Here is a 16,659-nt window from a genome sequence, read left to right on the forward strand (position 1 = left end):
TGGTCAGCGGGAGTGGTAGTTGGGCGCCTCGACCGTCATCTGGATGTCGTGCGGGTGGCTCTCCTTGAGCCCGGCCGCCGTGATCCGGATGAGCTGACCGCGGCGGTGCAGCTCGGGGATGCTCTCCGCGCCGACGTACCCCATCGCGGCGCGCAGCCCGCCGATGAGCTGGTGGGCGACGGCGGACAGCGGGCCACGGTAGGGCACCTGACCCTCGACGCCCTCGGGGACCAGCTTGTCCTCCGCGAGCACGTCCTGCTGGAAGTAGCGGTCCTTCGAGTAGGACTTGGCCTGGCCGCGGGACTGCATCGCGCCGAGCGAGCCCATGCCCCGGTACGCCTTGTACTGCTTGCCGTTGATGAAGATCAGCTCGCCGGGGCTCTCCTCGCAGCCGGCCAGCAGGCTGCCGAGCATCACCGTGTCGGCGCCCGCGACCAGCGCCTTGGCGATGTCGCCCGAGTACTGGATGCCGCCGTCGCCGATCACCGGGACGCCGGCCGGCCGCGCGGCGCGGGCGGCCTCCATGATCGCGGTGATCTGCGGTACGCCCACCCCGGCGACGATCCGGGTGGTGCAGATGGCACCCGGGCCGACCCCGACCTTCACGCCGTCGGCACCGGCGTCGACCAGCGCCTTCGCGCCGGCGTACGTGGCCACGTTGCCGCCGACGATGTCGATCGTGACGTCCTTCTTGAGCTGGCGGACCATGTCCAGCACCGCCCGCTGGTGGCCGTGCGCGGTGTCCACGATCAGCACGTCGACGCCCGCGTCGACCAGGGCCCGCGCCCGCTTGTACGCGTCGTCGCCCACCCCGACGGCGGCGGCGACCCGCAGCCGGCCGGCGTCGTCCTTGGTGGCGTTCGGGTACTGCTCGCTCTTGGTGAAGTCCTTGACGGTGATCAGCCCGCGCAGCCGGCCCGACTCGTCGACGATCGGCAGCTTCTCGACCTTGTGCTGGCGCAGCAGGCCCAGGGCGTCGTCCTTGCTCACCCCGACCGGGGCGGTGACCAGCGGGGTGCGGGTCATGATCTCGCGGACCGGGGTGGCCGGGTCGGAGACGAAGCGCATGTCGCGGTTCGTGACGATGCCGACCAGCTGGCCCTCGCCGTCCACCACGGGCACGCCGGAGATGCGGTAGCGCCCGCAGAGCGCGTCGACGTCCCGCAGGGTGTCGTTCGGGCTGGCGGTCACCGGGTTGGTGATCATGCCGGACTCGGAGCGCTTGACCAGGTCGACCTGGAGGGCCTGGTCCTCCAGGGAGAGGTTGCGGTGCAGCACGCCGATGCCGCCCTGGCGGGCCATCGCGATCGCCATCCGCGCCTCGGTCACCGTGTCCATCGCGCTGGAGAGCAGCGGGACGCTCAGGTTGATGTTGCGGGTCAGCTTCGTCACCGTGTTGACCCGGCTGGGCACGACGTCCGACTCGCCCGGCTGGAGCAGCACGTCGTCGAAGGTCAGGCCGAGCGGGACCACCCGAGCCGAGCCGGCGGGCAGCTCGGGCAGGTGGCCGCCCAGCTCGCCGCTGTCGGCGGCGGTCGGCAGGTCGGTGCTGGGCGAAAATTCCACGATTGCTCCCCTGAGCTGCTCGGACGGGCTTCAGCGAGGTGGCGCGGGCGGGCACCGGCGCACGCCGGGTGACGGCGCGTCGTCCCATCGTACCCACTGATCCGGGCCGCCCCCGCCGGTGGCGGCGCAGGTCACCGAGGGCCCGGGGGCGGACGCGGCCCCGGCGTTGGGTCTACGGTGAGGGGGTGCACGACGAGCCCATCGACCCCTTCAACGGCGACCCGGCCGACCCGGCCGCCGGTCTGCACGATCCGGGCGACGACGCCCCGCTCGACCCGCTGACCGACGTCGAGCGGCAGGACGTGCTGGAGGACCTCGCCGACCTGGAGATCTACCAGGCGCTGCTGGCGCCGATCGGGGTGCGCGGGCTGGTCATCGAGTGCGAGGACTGCCGGGAGCCGCACTACTTCGACTGGGACCTGCTCCGGGGCAACCTGCGTCACCTGCTCAGCTCCGGGCGGCCCCGGGTGCACGAGCCGGCCTACGACCCCGACCCGGACCACTACGTCACCTGGGACTACGCCCGGGGCTACGCGGACGGCGTGCACGACACCCTGACCGAGGGCGCGGAGGACGAGCCCGGCACCGAGCGCTGAGGCACGGCCGCCACCGCGGGGCGCAGTCCGGCGGCGCCGCCGGCAGCTCACCGGCCCCGCGCCGCCCGCCGCCAGCCCACCGGGCCGGCACACCCGGCCTCAGGCCACCAGCCCGGCGCGGAAACCGGCGGCCACGGCGTGCGCGCGGTCCCGCGCGCCGAGCTTGCGGAACAGCCGGCGGGCGTGGGTCTTCACCGTGTCCTCCGAGACGAACAACTCGCGGCCGATCTCGGCGTTGCTCTTGCCCTCCGCCATGCCGAGCAGCACCTGGAGTTCGCGCTCGGTCAGCCCGATCTGGGACCGGCCGCCGCGCGCGCCGGAGGCGCCCCGCTGCCCCGCGGGCGGCGGCTCCACCGGCTCACCGGCCGGGTCGGCCGGCTCGGCGGGGTCGTCGCCGCGTTGCGCCGGCACCACGGTCGGCGCGCCGCCCGCGCCGTCGGCGGACGGGGTCGGCCAGGCGGGGCCCGGGTCGGCCGGCGGCCGACCGGCCGGGGTGGCGCGGGTGGACCCGCCGACCGCCGCGGTGTCCCGCGCCGGGTCGGTGATCCGGCTCCGGGTCGACCGGCCGGGGGCCACGAGCAGCAGCAGGGCCTTGGCCACCGCGCTGGTCAGGTCGTGGTCCGCGCCCTGGATCAGGCCCCGGGCGCCGGCGCTGATGGTGGCGGCGGCGGCCTCCGACTCCTCGGTGCCGAGCAGCAGCACGGAGGCCTGCGGCGCGCGGGCGAGCACCCGGCGCACGAAGCCCGCGCTGTCCGGCCGGGTGAGGGCCGTGTCCGCCAGCACCACGTCGGCCGGACGCTCGGCCAGGCGCAACATCACCTCGGGATCGGAGACGGCGGTCCGCACGACGGCGGACAGCCCGAGCCGGGCCGCCGCGGACGTCAGATGCTGCGCCGCAAGCGGTGTCCGAACGCACACGAGAACCGTACGCACAGTGGTCTCCTCTCCGCCCACGAGCAGACCATGACCGAGTCGGGTCGCGAGGAGGTTCCCGGCAATCCTCCGAACTTTTCCGACAAGTAGGTCATATGCCGCGAGTTGTCCAAGGTTTTGGATCACAGATGTGTGAGCCGGGGAAAGCTCGGGTAGGGAGCATCCAGGCCGGAAACGGCGCGCCTGCGCGGACCGCCGCCCGGACGCCGGTTCACATGGATCTCCGCGGTGCCGCGCGGGAGGAGGGGTGCTGATGTCGAACGTACGTAGACTGCCCGGACCCATCGTCGATCTCTGGGACTGGCAGCGGCTCGGTGCCTGCCGGGGCCGGGACAGCGCGCAGTTCTTCCACCCCGACGGCGAGCGGGGCTCGTCGCGCCTGCGCCGCGAGTCCGGCGCCAAGGCCGTCTGCCGCACCTGCCCCGTCCGGGCCGAGTGCGCCGCGCACGCCCTCTCCGTCCGCGAGCCGTACGGCGTGTGGGGCGGCTTCAGCGAGTCGGAGCGGCTGCGGCTGCTCGCCGTCGGCTGGGAGGACCTGGCCGACCGCCGGCAGACGCGGGTCGACATCGCCCGGCTGGAGGCTCGCCTGGGCCGGCCGCACAAGTCGACCGTCCCGGCCCAGCGCAAGATCGCCTGAGCCCGGCCACCCGAGGACCACACCGACGCCGCGCCCCCGCCCGGGGCGCGGCGTCGCGCCGTCCCCCGGTCCACGGCGTCGGGGCTCCCCCGTGGGCGTCGCGCCCCCCTGAAACGGCGTCGGGGCGCACCGTCACGCGGACGGTGCGCCCCGACGAGGCGTACGGCGAGGGTCAGAAGCCCGGGCCGTGCTGGTGGCCGTGACCGTGGCCGTGGCCGTGCCCACCGGCGGCGGCCGGCTCGGCCTTCTCCGGCTTCTCCACCACGAGGCTCTCCGTGGTGAGCAGCAGGCCGGCGATCGACGCGGCGTTGCTGACCGCGTTGCGGGTCACCTTCACCGGGTCGAGGATGCCGGACTTCGCCAGGTCGACGTACTCGCCGCTGGCGGCGTCGAGGCCGTGGCCCCACTCCTTGCCGACGACCTTCTGCACCACGACGTAGCCGTCGTGGCCGGCGTTCTGGGCGATCCAGCGCAGCGGCTCGACCAGCGCCTTGCGCACGATCGAGACGCCGACCTTCTCGTCACCGGTGAAGCCGAGGTCGTCGTCCAGCGCCGGCAGGATCTGCGCCAGGGCGGCGCCGCCGCCCGGGACGGTGCCCTCCTCGACCGCGGCCTTGGTCGCGGCGATCGCGTCCTCGATGCGGTGCTTGCGCTCCTTCATCTCGACCTCGGTCGCGGCGCCGACCTTGATGACCGCGATGCCGCCGGACAGCTTGGCCAGCCGCTCGGCGAGCTTCTCCCGGTCCCAGTCGGAGTCGGAGGCCTCGATCTCCTTGCGGATCTGGGCCACCCGGTCCGCGACCTCGCTCGCCTGGCCGCCGCCGTCGACGATCGTGGTGTTCTCCTTGTCGACCACCACGCGGCGGGCGCTGCCGAGCACCTCCAGGCCCACCTGGTCGAGCTTGTAGCCCAGCTCCGGGGCGACCAGTTCGGCGCCGGTGAGGATCGCCATGTCCTGGAGCATCGCCTTGCGGCGGTCGCCGAAGCCGGGGGCCTTGACCGCGCAGACCTTGAGGGTCTTGCGGATCGAGTTGACCACCAGGGTGGACAGCGCCTGGCCCTCGACGTCCTCGGCGATGATCAGCAGCGGCTTGCTGTTCTGGAGGACCTTCTCCAGCAGCGGCAGCAGCTCCTCGATCGCCGAGATCTTCTGGGTGGTGATCAGGATGTACGGGTCCTCCAGGACCGACTCCTGACCCTCCACGTCGGTGACGAAGTTCGGCGAGATGAAGCCCTTGTCGAACTGGAGTCCCTCGGTGACGTCCAGCTCGGTGGTGAGCGCGGAGCCCTCCTCGACGGTGATGACACCGTCGCGGCCGACCCTCTCCATCGCCTCGGCGATCAGCTCGCCGATGGTGGCGTCCTGCGCGGAGATGGTCGCGACGTGCGCGATCGACTTCCTGTCCGCGACCTCGACCGCGCGGCCGAGCAGCGCCTCGGAGACCTTGGCGGCCGCCGCGTCGATGCCCCGCTTGAGGCCGGTCGGGTTGGCGCCGGCGGCCACGTTGCGCAGGCCCTCGCGGACCATCGCCTGGGCCAGCACGGTGGCGGTGGTGGTCCCGTCGCCGGCGACGTCGTTGGTCTTGGTCGCCACCTCCTTGACCAGCTGCGCGCCGAGGTTCTCGTACGGGTTGGTGAGCTCGATCTCCTTGGCGATGGTCACGCCGTCGTTGGTGATCGTGGGCGCACCGAATTTCTTGTCCAGGACGACGTTGCGCCCGCGCGGGCCGAGGGTCACCTTGACCGCGTCCGCGAGGGCGTTGACACCGTGCTCGAGCAGGTGCCGGGCGTCGTCCGAGAAGCTCAGGATCTTCGCCATGAATGTCCCTTCGAAGCGACGCTGCCCCGGCCCGGCGAGCCGGACCGGGGCAACGACACTGATCGGTTGCTTACTTCTCGATGACCGCGAGGACGTCGCGGGCGGAGAGCACCAGGTACTCCTCGCCGGCGTACTTGACCTCGGTGCCGCCGTACTTCGAGTAGAGGACGGTGTCGCCGACCTTGACGTCGACCGGCACGCGGTTACCCTTGTCGTCGATCCGGCCCGGGCCGACAGCGAGGACGGTGCCCTCCTGCGGCTTCTCCTTGGCGGTGTCGGGGATCACGATGCCCGACGCCGTGGTGGTCTCAGCCTCGTTCGCCTGGACCACGATCCGGTCCTCGAGCGGCTTGATCGCAACCTTGGTCGCGGTAGTCACGGGCATACCCTCCTGGGGTACTGGTTTCGTTACCGGACGGCATGCCGACCGGCGTCAATCTGCCACATGCCACCGGGCGGGGCCGTCGTCGCGGGTGCCGGTCCGCCTGGCGTTCAGCGCCCGGACCTGACGGCCCGGAAGCTGGCACCCTCGGGGTGAGAGTGCTAATCGCAGGTTATTCCTCGGCTAGCACTCCGTCAAGGAGAGTGCCAACCCGCCGGTCGGCGCGTCGGGCCGAACGGCCAGAATGACCGCGTGGACCTCGACCAGCTCGCCGCCCTGCGTACGCCCGAGGGGTCGGTCGCGCTCGACGCCGCCGCGCGGGTGGCCGGCGGCGATCCGCTGGCCGCGGCGGCCGCGCTCCGCTCGGCCGGGATGCCGCCCGCGCTGGCGGCGGCCGCGCTCACCCAGGCCGAGCTGCGCCGCCGGGCGGTCGGCAAGTTCGGGCCGGCGGCGGCGGGAATGTTCCTGACCCGGGCCGGGCTGGAACAGGCCACCCGCCGGCCGGTGGCCGATCGACGGGCCGCCCGGCTGCGCGCCGCCGGCGTGCGCACCCTGGCCGACCTCGGGTGCGGCCTCGGCGCGGACGCGCTCGCCGCGGCTCGGGCCGGCATCCGGGTGTACGGGGTGGAGGCCGACCCGGTGACCGCCGCGATGGCCGCCGCCAACGCCGAGGCGGCCGGGCTGGCCGAGCTGTTCACGGTGGAGTGCGGCGACGCCACGGCGTTCGACGTCGGCCGGGTCGACGGGGTGTTCTGCGACCCGGCGCGGCGGAAGGCGGGCACCGGGCGGCGGGTCTTCGACCCGAACGCCTACTCCCCACCCTGGGACTTCGTCGTCGACCTGGCCGCGCGGGTGCCGTACACGGTGGTGAAGGTGGCGCCCGGGATCGACCACGCGCTGATCCCCGCGGGCGCCGAGGCGGAGTGGGTGAGCGCGGACGGCGACCTGGTCGAGGCGACGCTGTGGTGCGGCCGGCTCGCCGAGGTCCCCCGCCGGGCCACCCTGCTGCGCGGTAAGGAAGGGCCCCCTGTTGACGCCTCCGGTAGAGCAGGGGTCCCCTGCCATCAGTTGACCGGCTCCGGCGACGCCGAGGCGCCGGTCGGGCCGGCCCGCCGCTTCCTGTACGACCCGGACCCGGCGGTGGTCCGCGCGCACCTGGTCGCGGAGCTGGCCGACGCCCTCGACGCGACGCTGGCCGACCCGAGCATCGCCTACCTCTACGCGGACACCCCGAAGGCGACCCCGTTCGCCCGCTGCCTGGAGGTCACCGACGTGCTGCCGTTCTCGCTCAAGCGGCTGCGGGCGCTGCTGCGGGACCGCCGGGTCGGGCGGGCGGAGATTCTCAAGCGCGGCTCCGCGCTGGAGCCGGAGAAGCTGCGGCGGGACCTGCGGCTGGCCGGCGACGAGGCGGCGAGCCTGGTGCTGACCCGGGTCGCCGGGGCGCCGACGGTGCTGGTCTGCCGGCCGGTCGGGTAGCCGGCCTTATCGACTCGCGGGTCACCCGCGCCCGGGGTTAGCTTGACGGTCATGGCGGGACAGGGCACTCCGGCGACCGCGCTGCTGACGAAGCGGAAGATCGCCCACAGCACCCATCCGTACGACGTCTCACCGGACGCGCCGAACTACGGCGCGCTGGTCGCGGCGGCGCTGGGGGTGCCGCCGGAGCGGGTGTTCAAGTCGCTGGTCACCGAGGTCGACGGCGCGCTCACCGTGGCGGTCGTGCCGGTCACCGGCGAGCTGGACCTGAAGGCGCTCGCCGCGGCGGTCGGCGGCAAGCGGGCCGCGATGGCCGACCGGACGGTGGCCGAGCGGGCCACCGGCTACGTACGTGGCGGGATCAGCCCGCTCGGTCAGCGCCGGCGGCTGCCCACGGTGCTCGACTCGTCGGCGCTCGACCATCCCACCGTCTACGTCTCGGCGGGCCGGCGCGGTCTCCAGCTCCAGCTCGCCCCGGCGGACCTGGTCGCCCTCACCGGGGCGGTCACGGCCCCGCTGTCCGCCCGCTGAGCTGCGCCGATCCCGGCGCCGACGGGAGAGCGCTCCCGTGCGGGTGGCGGCCGGGTGTCAGCGACGTTGCTGAATTGTTACTGCCAACAACAAACTCGCGACCTCGGCACTCTTGTGCCCGCAATGTGACGCGAAATACGTTGCCCGGCACAACAAAACAACGTCCCCCACCCCCGAAAGGACCCTGCACATGCGCAAGGGCTTCCTCACCCTCGCCGCCGTGGGCCTGCTCGCCACGGGCGGCGTGGCCGCCTGCGGCGGTGACTCCGGCAGCGGCGACCAGGCCGGCGGCAACGACAAGGCTCCGAAGATCGGCGTGATCCTGCCGGACAGCAAGTCCTCCGCCCGCTGGGAGGGCGCGGACCGCAGGTTCCTGGAGGAGGCGTTCAAGGCCGCCGGCGTCGAGTACGACATCCAGAACGCCCAGGGCGACAAGAACGCGTTCCAGACCATCGCCGACCAGATGATCACCAATGGCGTGACCGCCCTGATGATCGTCAACCTGGACTCCGGCACCGGCAAGGCCGTGCTCGACAAGGCCAAGTCCCAGGGCGTGGCGACGATCGACTACGACCGGCTCACCCTGGGCGGCTCGGCCACCTACTACGTCAGTTTCGACAACGAGGCCGTCGGCAAGCTCCAGGGCGAGGGCCTCAGCAAGTGCCTCACCGACAAGGGCGTCAAGAACCCGGTCGTGGCCTACCTCAACGGCTCCCCGACGGACAACAACGCCACCCTGTTCAAGAACGGGTACGACTCGGTGCTCAAGCCGAAGTTCGACTCGAAGGAATACGCCAAGGGTCCGGACCAGAACGTCCCGGAGTGGGACAACGCCCAGGCCGCCACGATCTTCGAGCAGATGCTCACCCAGACCGGGGGCAAGATCGACGGCGTGCTCGCCGCCAACGACGGCCTCGGCAACGCGGCCATCTCGGTGCTGAAGAAGAACAAGCTCAACGGCAAGGTCCCGGTGACCGGCCAGGACGCCACCCCGCAGGGCCTGCAGCACATCCTCGCCGGCGACCAGTGCATGACCGTCTACAAGGCGATCAAGGAGGAGGCACAGGCCGCCTCGGAGCTGGCCATCGCGGTGGCCAAGGGCGAGAAGAAGGAGACCGGCCAGACGGTCAGGGACCCGGAGGGCAACCGGGACGTCCCGGCGGTGCTGCTGACCCCGAAGGCGATCTACAAGGAGAACGTCAAGGACGTCATCGCCGACGGCTACGTCACCAAGGACGAGGTCTGCGCCGGGACGTACGCCAAGCTCTGCGCCGACGCCGGCATCAGCTGACCCGTACCCGATCCACGCGCACGCCGCCCGGCACGGACCCCCTTGTGCCGGGCGGCGGCTCGCGCCGGACGGGACCCGAGACCTCCCCTCCGTCTGAAGGAGACCCCCGTGTCCGCAACCCCCCTGCTGGAACTACGCGGGATCGACAAGAGCTTCGGTCCCGTCCAGGTCCTGCGCGACGTCGCCTTCGCCGTCCACCCGGGCGAGGTGACCGCGCTGGTCGGCGACAACGGCGCCGGCAAGTCGACCCTCGTCAAGTGCATCAGCGGCATCCATCCCACCGACGCCGGCGAGTTCCTCTTCGACGGCCGGCCGGTGACCATCAGCAGCCCCCGCGACGCCACCACCCTCGGCATCGAGGTCGTCTACCAGGACCTCGCGCTCTGCGACAACCTCGACATCGTGCAGAACATGTTCCTCGGCCGGGAGAAGCGCACCGGCATCGTGCTCGACGAGCCGACCATGGAGCAGATGGCCGCCGACACCCTCGCCGGGCTGAGCGTACGGACCGTGAAGTCGCTGCGGCAGCACGTCTCCAGCCTCTCGGGAGGCCAGCGCCAGACCGTGGCGATCGCCAAGGCCGTGCTCTGGAACAGCAGGCTCGTCATCCTCGACGAGCCGACCGCCGCGCTCGGCGTCGCGCAGACCGCCCAGGTGCTCGAACTGGTCCGCCGGCTCGCCGACAACGGCCTGGCCGTGGTGCTCATCTCGCACAACATGAACGACGTCTTCGCCGTCTCCGACCGGATCGCCGCGCTCTACCTCGGCCAGATGGTCGCCCAGGTGAAGACCACCGACATCACCCACTCGCAGGTGGTCGAGCTGATCACCGCCGGGCGCTCCGGCGGGCTCGGGCTCGGGCTCGCCACCGAACCGGCCGACGGCGGCAACGGGCACGGCGCGGAGCCGGCCGACAGCAACGCAGGAGGCGTCCGATGACCACGACCGTCGTGCGGAAGGACGGCCCGGCGGCCGTCACCCCACCGCCCACCCTCGGCAGCCACGTCCGCGGCTACGTCAGCCGGGTCCGCGGCGGCGACATCGGCGCGCTGCCCGCCGTGCTCGGCCTGGTCGTGCTCTGCACGGTCTTCTCGATCATGCGGCCGTCGTTCCTCACCGCCGGCAACTTCGCCAACCTGTTCACCCAGGGGGCCGCGGTCACGCTGATCGCGATGGGCCTGGTCTTCGTCCTCCTGCTCGGCGAGATCGACCTCTCCGCCGGCTTCGCCAGCGGGGTCTGCGCCGCCGTCCTCGCCAATGTCGTCACCGTGCTCGGCTACCCGTGGTACGTGGCCGTGCTCGCCGCGATCGTCACCGGCGTGGTGATCGGCACCGTCCTCGGCTTCCTGGTCGCGAAGGTCGGCATCCCGTCCTTCGTGGTGACCCTCGCCGGGTTCCTCGCCTTCCAGGGCATCGTGCTGATGCTCATGGAGGAGGGCACCAACATCTCGGTCCGCGACGAGGTGCTGGTGGCCATCGCCAACCGCAACCTCTCCCCCGTCCTCGGCTGGCTGCTGGCCGCCGTGGCGGTCGCCGGCTACGCGGCCGTACAGCTGCTCCGGCACCGTACGCGGGCCTCCCGGGGGCTGGTCACCGACCCGATCGCGGTGGTGTTCGCCCGGATCGGCGGGCTGGCGCTCGTCCTCGGGGCGGCGGTCTTCATCCTCAACCTGGAGCGCAGCCGCAACGTCGTGATCAGCTCGCTCAAGGGCGTGCCGATCGTGGTGCCGATCATCGCGGTGCTGCTGGTCTTCTGGACCTTCGTGCTCCAGCGCACCAGCTACGGGCGGCACGTCTACGCGGTGGGCGGCAACAGGGAGGCGGCGCGCCGGGCCGGCATCGACGTGGACCGGATCCGCATCTCGGTCTTCGTGATCTGCTCCTCGATGGCGGCCGTCGGCGGCATCGTCGCCGCCAGCCGGGCCAACTCGGTGGACCCGAACACGGGTGGCAGTAACGTACTGCTCTACGCGGTCGGCGCGGCGGTCATCGGAGGCACCAGCCTCTTCGGCGGCAAGGGCCGGGTGCTCGACGCCGTCCTCGGGGGTGCGGTCGTCGCGGTCATCGACAACGGGATGGGCCTGATGGGATACAGCTCGGGGGTGAAGTACGTGGTCACCGGCGTGGTGCTGCTGCTCGCCGCGAGCGTGGACGCGTTCTCCCGCCGGCGGTCCACCGCCACCGGCAACCGCTGACCGGCAGCACCGGAAGTGACGACAGCGATGCGCGCAGGCCCCAGCCAGGACGAGATCCGCCGGCAGAACCTGGGCGCGTTGCTGCGGTACGTGCACGTGCACGGGGCGACCACCCGCGCCGAACTCACCACCACGCTGGGGCTCAACCGCAGCACCATCGGCGCGCTGACCGCCGACCTGGCCGGCGCCGGGCTGGTCAGCGAGGGCGCGCCGAAGGAGACCGGCCGGGCCGGGCGACCGTCGCTGGTCGTCCGGCCCGAGTCGGAGCGGGTGCACGCGTACGCGTACAGCATCGAGGTGGACCGGCTGCGGGCCGCGCGGATCGGTCTCGGCGGCGCGGTGCTCGACCGCCGGGAGTTGGCCCGGCCCCGGGGTCTGACCGCCGCGGAGGCCGCCCCGCTGCTGGCCGGCGCCGTCAAGGAGATGCAGCAGGCGGTGCCGGCGGACACGGTCTGCGTCGGCGCGGGCGTCGCGGTCTGCGGCATGGTCCGCCGCGACGACGGGCTGGACCGGCTGGGACCGACCACCGGCTGGGTGGACGAGCCGATCGGCGCGGCGCTCGCCGCCGAGCTGGGCTGCGAGGTGCCGGTCACGGTCGGCAACGTGGCCGACGTGGCGGCGTTCGCCGAGCACGCACGCGGCGCGGCGGCCGGCTGCGACAACGTCATCTACCTGTACGGGGACGTGGGCGTGGGCGCCGGCATCATCGCCGGCGGGCGGCGGCTGACCGGGCACGGCGGCTACAGCGGCGAGGTCGGGCACATGGTGGTCGTCCGCGACGGCCCGCCCTGCGAGTGCGGCTCGCGCGGCTGCTGGGAGACCCAGATCGGCGAGCACGGGCTGCTCCGGGCGGCCGGCCGCACCGACGCGCGGGGCCGGGACGCGCTGCTGGCCGTCTTCGACGCCGCCGACCGCGGCGACGCCCGGGCGCAGACGGCCGTCCGCCAGGCCGGCGACTGGCTCGGTTTCGGGGTGGCCAACCTGGTGAACATCTTCAACCCGGAAATGGTCATCTTCGGCGGCACCATGCGCGACCTCTACCTCGCCGCCGCCGCCCAGGTGCGCAGCCGGCTCAACTCGATCGCCCTGCCGGCCTGCCTGGAGCACGTCCGGCTGCGCACCCCGAAGCTGGGCGACGACGCGGCGTTGATCGGCGCCGCCGAGCTGGCCTTCGAACGGCTGCTCGCCGACCCGCTCGACGTCGGCTGACGGTCGACCGGCCGGCGCGTCCCAGGTCGCAGCGGCCGGGCGCGGCGACGTCAGGGCCGGTGACGGGCGTTCGGCGTCAGGAGCGGGTGCCGTGCCAGGAGCGCCAGAGGGCCGCGTAGGAACCGTCCGCGGCGACCAGCTCGTCGTGCGGGCCGATCTCGGTGATCCGGCCGTCCTCGACCACCGCGACCCGGTCGGCGTCGTGCGCCGAGAAGAGGCGGTGCGCGATGGCGATCACCGTCCGGCCCTGGAGCACGGCCGCGAGGGAGCGCTCCAGGTGCCGGGCGGCCCGGGGGTCGATCAGCGAGGTGGCCTCGTCCAGCACCAGCGTGTGCGGGTCGGCCAGCACCAGCCGGGCCAGCGCCAACTGCTGCGCCTGCGCGGGCGACAGCGGGTGACCGCCGGCGCCGACCACCGTGTCGAGCCCGTCCGGCAGCGCGTCGGCCCAGTCCAGCGCGTCGACGGCGGCCAGCGCCGACCGGACGGCCGCCTCGTCGGCGCCCGGCCGGACCATCGCCACGTTGTCGCGCAGCGTGCCGATGAAAACGTGGTGCTCCTGGGTGACCAGCGCGACGTGCGTGCGCAGTTCGGCCAGGGGCAGCTCGTCGAGCCGCCGCCCGGCCACGGTGACCGAGCCGGAGCGGGGCGCGTGCACCCCGGCGAGCAGCCGGCCGAGGGTGGACTTGCCGGCGCCCGAGGGGCCCACCATCGCCAGTTTCTCCCCCGGCTCCGGAGCCAGGGTCACCCCGTGCAGCACGTCCCGCCCCGCCCGGTACGCGTACCGCACGTCCCGGGCGGCGAGCTGCCGGTCGCCCGTCGGCGCGTCGGTGCCCGCCCGCCTCGGCGACCCGGCCGAAGCCGTGGTCGGGGCGTCGGCGTCGGCCACCCCGAGCAGGCGGGCCAGCGAGGCGCCGCCCACCTGCAGCTCGTCCAGCCAGGAGAGCAGCCGGTCGATCGGGTCGATCAGTTGCTGCACGTAGAGCGTGGCGGCGGTGACCTCGCCGAGGCTCACCCAACCCCGCAGGTGGAACCAGCCGCCGATGATCAGCGTGGCGACCACCGGCACCACGTAGCCGATCTCGGTGACCGGGAAGAACACCGTGCGCAGCCGCAGGGTGTAGCGCTCGGCCGCGTACGACCGGCGGATGTCGGCGTCGGTGCGGGCCCGGCGGCGCGCCTGCTGCCGCAGCGCCTCCGTGGTGCGCGAGCCCTCGACGGTCTCGCTGATCCCGTCGGTGATGTCGGAGTAGGCGGCGTTCTCCCGCAGGTAGGCGTCCGGGGCGCGGCGCAGGTACCACCGGGCGCCGGCCCACATCAGCGGCACCGCGACCAGGCAGGGCAGCGCGAGCAGCGGGTTGACCAGCAGCAGCGCGCCGACGATGAAGCACCCGGTGACGATCGCGATGAGCGTCTCCGGCACCGCGAGGCGGACCGTCCGGGACAGCGCGGAGACGTCCCGGGACGTCCGGGTGAGCAGGTCGCCCGTCCCGGCCCGCTCCACGGTGGCCAGCGGCAGCGCCAGGATCCGGTCGACGAACTCCTCGCGCAGCTCGGCCAGCACCCGCTCGCCGAGCCGCGCCGACGCCAGGTGGGCGAGCCGCACCAGCACCGACTGCGCCAGCACGAACCCACCGATCAGCAGCGCGATCCGGTCGACGGTGACGCCCGTCGTGCCCCGGGAGATCCCCTCGACCAGGTCGCCGAGCAGCCACGGCGCGACCAGGCCGGCCGCGGCGGCCAGGGCGTGCAGGCCGAGCGCCACGCCGAGCGCGCGCGGGTGCCGGCGCACCAGCGTACGGGCGTAGCGGCGCACCTGGCGCCCGTCGGCGACCGGCAGTGCGGTGGCCATCAGTCCTCCCCCCGGCTGACCGTCGCCCGGTAGCGCGGTTCGCCGTCGAGCAGTGCGGTGTGCGCCCCCTCGGCCACCACCTTGCCGTCCTCCACGAAGATCACGTGGTCGGCGCGGTCCAGCACGAGCGGGCTGGTGGTGCAGACCAGCGTGGTCCGGCCGGCCCGGGCCGCGCCGAGCCGCTCGGCGATGCGGGCCTCGGTGTGCGCGTCCACAGCGCTGGTCGGCTCGACCAGCAGCAGGGTCTCCGGGTCGGCGACGAGCGCCCGGGCCAGCCGCAGCCGCTGCTGCTGGCCGCCGGAGAACTCCCGCCCGCGCTCGGCCACGGCGCTGTCCAGCCCGTCGGGCAGGGCCTCGACGATGTCCGTCGCGCTCGCCGCCGCCAGCGCCGCCACGATCGCCGCCTCGTCGGCCCGGTCGTGCGGGTCCAGCTCCGCGCGCAGCGGGCCGGTGAACAGGTGCGCGTTGTTGTCGGCCACCAGGATCCGCTCCCGCACCGTCGCCAGCGACAGCGCCCGCAGCGGTACGCCGTGCAGCGTCGCGTCCGAGTCGACGTAGCGGCCGAGGCGGTCCACGATGGCCGCCGCGTCCTCGGGCGCGGTCGCGGCGAGCGCGGTGAACCGGCCGGGCCGCAGGGTCACGCCCGACTCCACGTCGACCAGCTCGCCGGGGCCGTCGGGCAGCGCCGCCGGGCGGGGCGCGTCCACCAGCTCCGGGTCGAGCCGCAGCAGCCGCACCACGCGCCGGGCGGCGACGTGCCCCCGGGTCAGCTTGTCCACCGCCTCGGTGAGCTGCCGCAGCGGGCTGACCAGGAACGCCGTGTAGCCGTAGAACGCCACGAGCTGGCCGGCGCTGATGTCGCCGCGCAGCGCGAACCGGGCGCCGAGCCAGGTGACCAACACCAGGAACGCGCCGGGGAGCAGCACCTGCGCCGCCTCCAGCAGCGACTCGATCCGGGCCACCCGGAGGCCGTCGGCGCGCAGCGCCTGGGACCGCGCGCGGTAGCGGGCGGAGAGCACCGGCTCGCCACCGACGCCGCGCAGCACCCGCAGCCCGGAGACGATGTCGCCGGCCCGCGTGGTCAGCGCCCCCTCGGAGTCCCGGTACGCCTGCTGCTGCCGGTGCAGGGGCCGGATGAGCAGCCCGACCACCGCCATCAGCACGGGCACGCCGAGCACCACGACCAGCCCGAGCGGCAGGGAGGCGCCGAGCAGGATCACCCCGACGGCCACGATCGCGACGACCGCGCCGGTGCCCCGGGCGGTGATGTCGATCGCCGAGCCGATCTGGCTGATGTCGGCGGTGCCGATGCTCACCACCTCGCCGGCGGCCACCCGGCGGGGCAGCGCGGCGCCGAGCCGGTTCGCCGCGCCGACGGTGAGCTGCACCGTCCGGTACGCCCCGCCGAGGAAGTTGTGCACCGCGCAGCGGTGCCGCAGGATCCCGGCGACCGCCTGGAGCACGCCCAGGCCCAGCAGCACGAGCCCCCAGGTGAGCAGCGCGTCCTCGTCCCGGCGGGTGAGCCCGTCGACGGCCCGGCCGACGGCCGCCGGCACCAGCGCCTGGGCGACCATCCAGACGACGCCGAGCAGGATGCCGACGCTGAACAGCGCCTTGTGCCGCCCGGCCAGCCACAGCAGGTAGCGGGTCGCCGAACGGGTGTCGGGTACGCCGGGGTCGCCGGCCGGTGAGAAACGCATGGCCCACCGACGCTAGGCGGCCCGCCGGCCGGGCCGCCAACCAATTACCGCTGCGACATGCCGCTGCGCACGTCGAACGGCGGCGGCGCGCCGCGATCCACGCGGAACCGTGGCGGCGGCCCCGGCGCACGTCGAACGGCGGCGGCGCGCCGCGATCCACGCGGAACCGTGGCGGCGGCCCCGGCGCACGTCGAACGGCGGTGGCGCGCGTCGGTCAGCGGTCGACCTGGGTGAAGTCCCACGAGTGCGGCGGGCGGGCGAGCAGCATCGCGGGCGGCTCCGGCAGCGGGCGCGGGTTGCTGCGCCACTTGGAGATGACCACCACCCGGTGGTCCGTGGAGGAGAAGACCTCGCTGGACAGGTGCATCGGGTCGTGCTCGAACTCCGGCAGCGCCGTGTCGCAGACCCAGGTGATCAGGTCGGCGACGCCGTACGACTCGGCCCGCGCCTCCCACATCCGCACGATCACGTCATC

General features: G+C 73.6%; 15 protein-coding genes. 8 read left to right on the forward strand and 7 right to left on the reverse strand.

What is annotated here, in order from left to right:
- Positions 1-3: 3 nt before the first annotated feature.
- Positions 4-1,566: an IMP dehydrogenase gene (gene guaB, locus ACFY23_RS19765; protein WP_350679887.1), complete on the reverse strand. Its 1,563-nt coding sequence runs from the start codon at positions 1,564-1,566 to the stop codon at positions 4-6.
- 185 nt (positions 1,567-1,751) lie between these two features.
- Between guaB and ACFY23_RS19770 the strand changes: the two genes are divergently transcribed.
- Positions 1,752-2,162, forward strand: a complete 411-nt coding sequence (locus ACFY23_RS19770) for a DUF5319 domain-containing protein (protein ID WP_350679885.1) — start codon at positions 1,752-1,754, stop codon at positions 2,160-2,162.
- 99 nt (positions 2,163-2,261) lie between these two features.
- Here ACFY23_RS19770 and ACFY23_RS19775 read toward each other — a convergent pair whose 3' ends face one another.
- Positions 2,262-3,095 (reverse strand): LuxR C-terminal-related transcriptional regulator, encoded by an 834-nt coding sequence (locus ACFY23_RS19775; RefSeq protein WP_350679883.1) that lies wholly within the window; start codon positions 3,093-3,095, stop codon positions 2,262-2,264.
- Between the two features lie 253 nt (positions 3,096-3,348).
- On the opposite strand from ACFY23_RS19775, the gene ACFY23_RS19780 reads away from it, so the two are divergent.
- Complete coding sequence (locus ACFY23_RS19780) at positions 3,349-3,732, forward strand: WhiB family transcriptional regulator (protein WP_350679881.1); 384 nt, start codon at positions 3,349-3,351, stop codon at positions 3,730-3,732.
- 172 nt (positions 3,733-3,904) lie between these two features.
- On the opposite strand, the gene groL is transcribed toward ACFY23_RS19780, so the two are convergent.
- Positions 3,905-5,551 (reverse strand): chaperonin GroEL, encoded by a 1,647-nt coding sequence (groL, locus tag ACFY23_RS19785; RefSeq protein ID WP_350679879.1) that lies wholly within the window; start codon positions 5,549-5,551, stop codon positions 3,905-3,907.
- A gap of 70 nt (positions 5,552-5,621) precedes the next feature.
- Positions 5,622-5,936: a co-chaperone GroES gene (gene groES, locus ACFY23_RS19790; protein WP_088998427.1), complete on the reverse strand. Its 315-nt coding sequence runs from the start codon at positions 5,934-5,936 to the stop codon at positions 5,622-5,624.
- Positions 5,937-6,185: 249 nt separating this feature from the next.
- Between groES and ACFY23_RS19795 the strand changes: the two genes are divergently transcribed.
- The 6 genes from ACFY23_RS19795 (at position 6,186) to ACFY23_RS19820 (ending at position 12,635) form a co-directional block, all read left to right on the forward strand.
- Entirely contained in the window at positions 6,186-7,409 is a 1,224-nt protein-coding gene (locus tag ACFY23_RS19795) for a methyltransferase domain-containing protein (RefSeq protein ID WP_350679877.1), read from the forward strand.
- Positions 7,410-7,460: 51 nt separating this feature from the next.
- Positions 7,461-7,940, forward strand: a complete 480-nt coding sequence (gene ybaK, locus ACFY23_RS19800) for a Cys-tRNA(Pro) deacylase (protein WP_350679875.1) — start codon at positions 7,461-7,463, stop codon at positions 7,938-7,940.
- A 190-nt stretch (positions 7,941-8,130) separates the two neighbouring features.
- On the forward strand, positions 8,131-9,231 hold the full coding sequence (locus ACFY23_RS19805; RefSeq protein WP_350679873.1) for a substrate-binding domain-containing protein: 1,101 nt from the start codon (positions 8,131-8,133) through the stop codon (positions 9,229-9,231).
- A gap of 108 nt (positions 9,232-9,339) precedes the next feature.
- Entirely contained in the window at positions 9,340-10,170 is an 831-nt protein-coding gene (locus tag ACFY23_RS19810) for an ATP-binding cassette domain-containing protein (protein ID WP_350679871.1), read from the forward strand.
- Complete coding sequence (locus tag ACFY23_RS19815; RefSeq protein WP_350679869.1) at positions 10,167-11,426, forward strand: ABC transporter permease; 1,260 nt, start codon at positions 10,167-10,169, stop codon at positions 11,424-11,426. Before ACFY23_RS19810 ends, ACFY23_RS19815 begins: the two co-directional genes overlap by 4 nt.
- Positions 11,427-11,453: 27 nt before the next feature.
- Positions 11,454-12,635, forward strand: a complete 1,182-nt coding sequence (locus ACFY23_RS19820; RefSeq protein WP_350679867.1) for an ROK family protein — start codon at positions 11,454-11,456, stop codon at positions 12,633-12,635.
- 76 nt (positions 12,636-12,711) lie between these two features.
- Here ACFY23_RS19820 and ACFY23_RS19825 read toward each other — a convergent pair whose 3' ends face one another.
- From ACFY23_RS19825 to ACFY23_RS19835, 3 genes are all read right to left on the reverse strand, one after another.
- Entirely contained in the window at positions 12,712-14,484 is a 1,773-nt protein-coding gene (locus ACFY23_RS19825; RefSeq protein WP_350679865.1) for an ABC transporter ATP-binding protein, read from the reverse strand.
- Complete coding sequence (locus ACFY23_RS19830) at positions 14,484-16,184, reverse strand: ABC transporter ATP-binding protein (protein ID WP_350679863.1); 1,701 nt, start codon at positions 16,182-16,184, stop codon at positions 14,484-14,486. Before ACFY23_RS19830 ends, ACFY23_RS19825 begins: the two co-directional genes overlap by 1 nt.
- Before the next feature lie 214 nt (positions 16,185-16,398).
- Entirely contained in the window at positions 16,399-16,653 is a 255-nt protein-coding gene (locus ACFY23_RS19835; RefSeq protein ID WP_350679861.1) for a hypothetical protein, read from the reverse strand.
- Between the last annotated feature and the right edge of the window lie 6 nt (positions 16,654-16,659).

The sequence above is a fragment of the Micromonospora sp. NPDC000121 genome, from assembly GCF_042899165.1.
Classification (GTDB): Bacteria; Actinomycetota; Actinomycetes; order Mycobacteriales; family Micromonosporaceae; genus Micromonospora.

What these genes read in the sequence shown, in the direction of transcription:
- ACFY23_RS19780 (WP_350679881.1), top strand. Translation starts at nt 3,349, where the DNA reads ATGTCGAACGTACGTAGACTGCCCGGACCCATCGTCGATCTCTGGGAC.
- groL (WP_350679879.1), bottom strand. Translation starts at nt 5,551, where the DNA reads ATGGCGAAGATCCTGAGCTTCTCGGACGACGCCCGGCACCTGCTCGAG.
- groES (WP_088998427.1), bottom strand. Translation starts at nt 5,936, where the DNA reads ATGCCCGTGACTACCGCGACCAAGGTTGCGATCAAGCCGCTCGAGGAC.
- ybaK (WP_350679875.1), top strand. Translation starts at nt 7,461, where the DNA reads ATGGCGGGACAGGGCACTCCGGCGACCGCGCTGCTGACGAAGCGGAAG.
- ACFY23_RS19805 (WP_350679873.1), top strand. Translation starts at nt 8,131, where the DNA reads ATGCGCAAGGGCTTCCTCACCCTCGCCGCCGTGGGCCTGCTCGCCACG.
- ACFY23_RS19815 (WP_350679869.1), top strand. Translation starts at nt 10,167, where the DNA reads ATGACCACGACCGTCGTGCGGAAGGACGGCCCGGCGGCCGTCACCCCA.
- ACFY23_RS19820 (WP_350679867.1), top strand. Translation starts at nt 11,454, where the DNA reads ATGCGCGCAGGCCCCAGCCAGGACGAGATCCGCCGGCAGAACCTGGGC.
- ACFY23_RS19825 (WP_350679865.1), bottom strand. Translation starts at nt 14,484, where the DNA reads ATGGCCACCGCACTGCCGGTCGCCGACGGGCGCCAGGTGCGCCGCTAC.
- ACFY23_RS19830 (WP_350679863.1), bottom strand. Translation starts at nt 16,184, where the DNA reads ATGCGTTTCTCACCGGCCGGCGACCCCGGCGTACCCGACACCCGTTCG.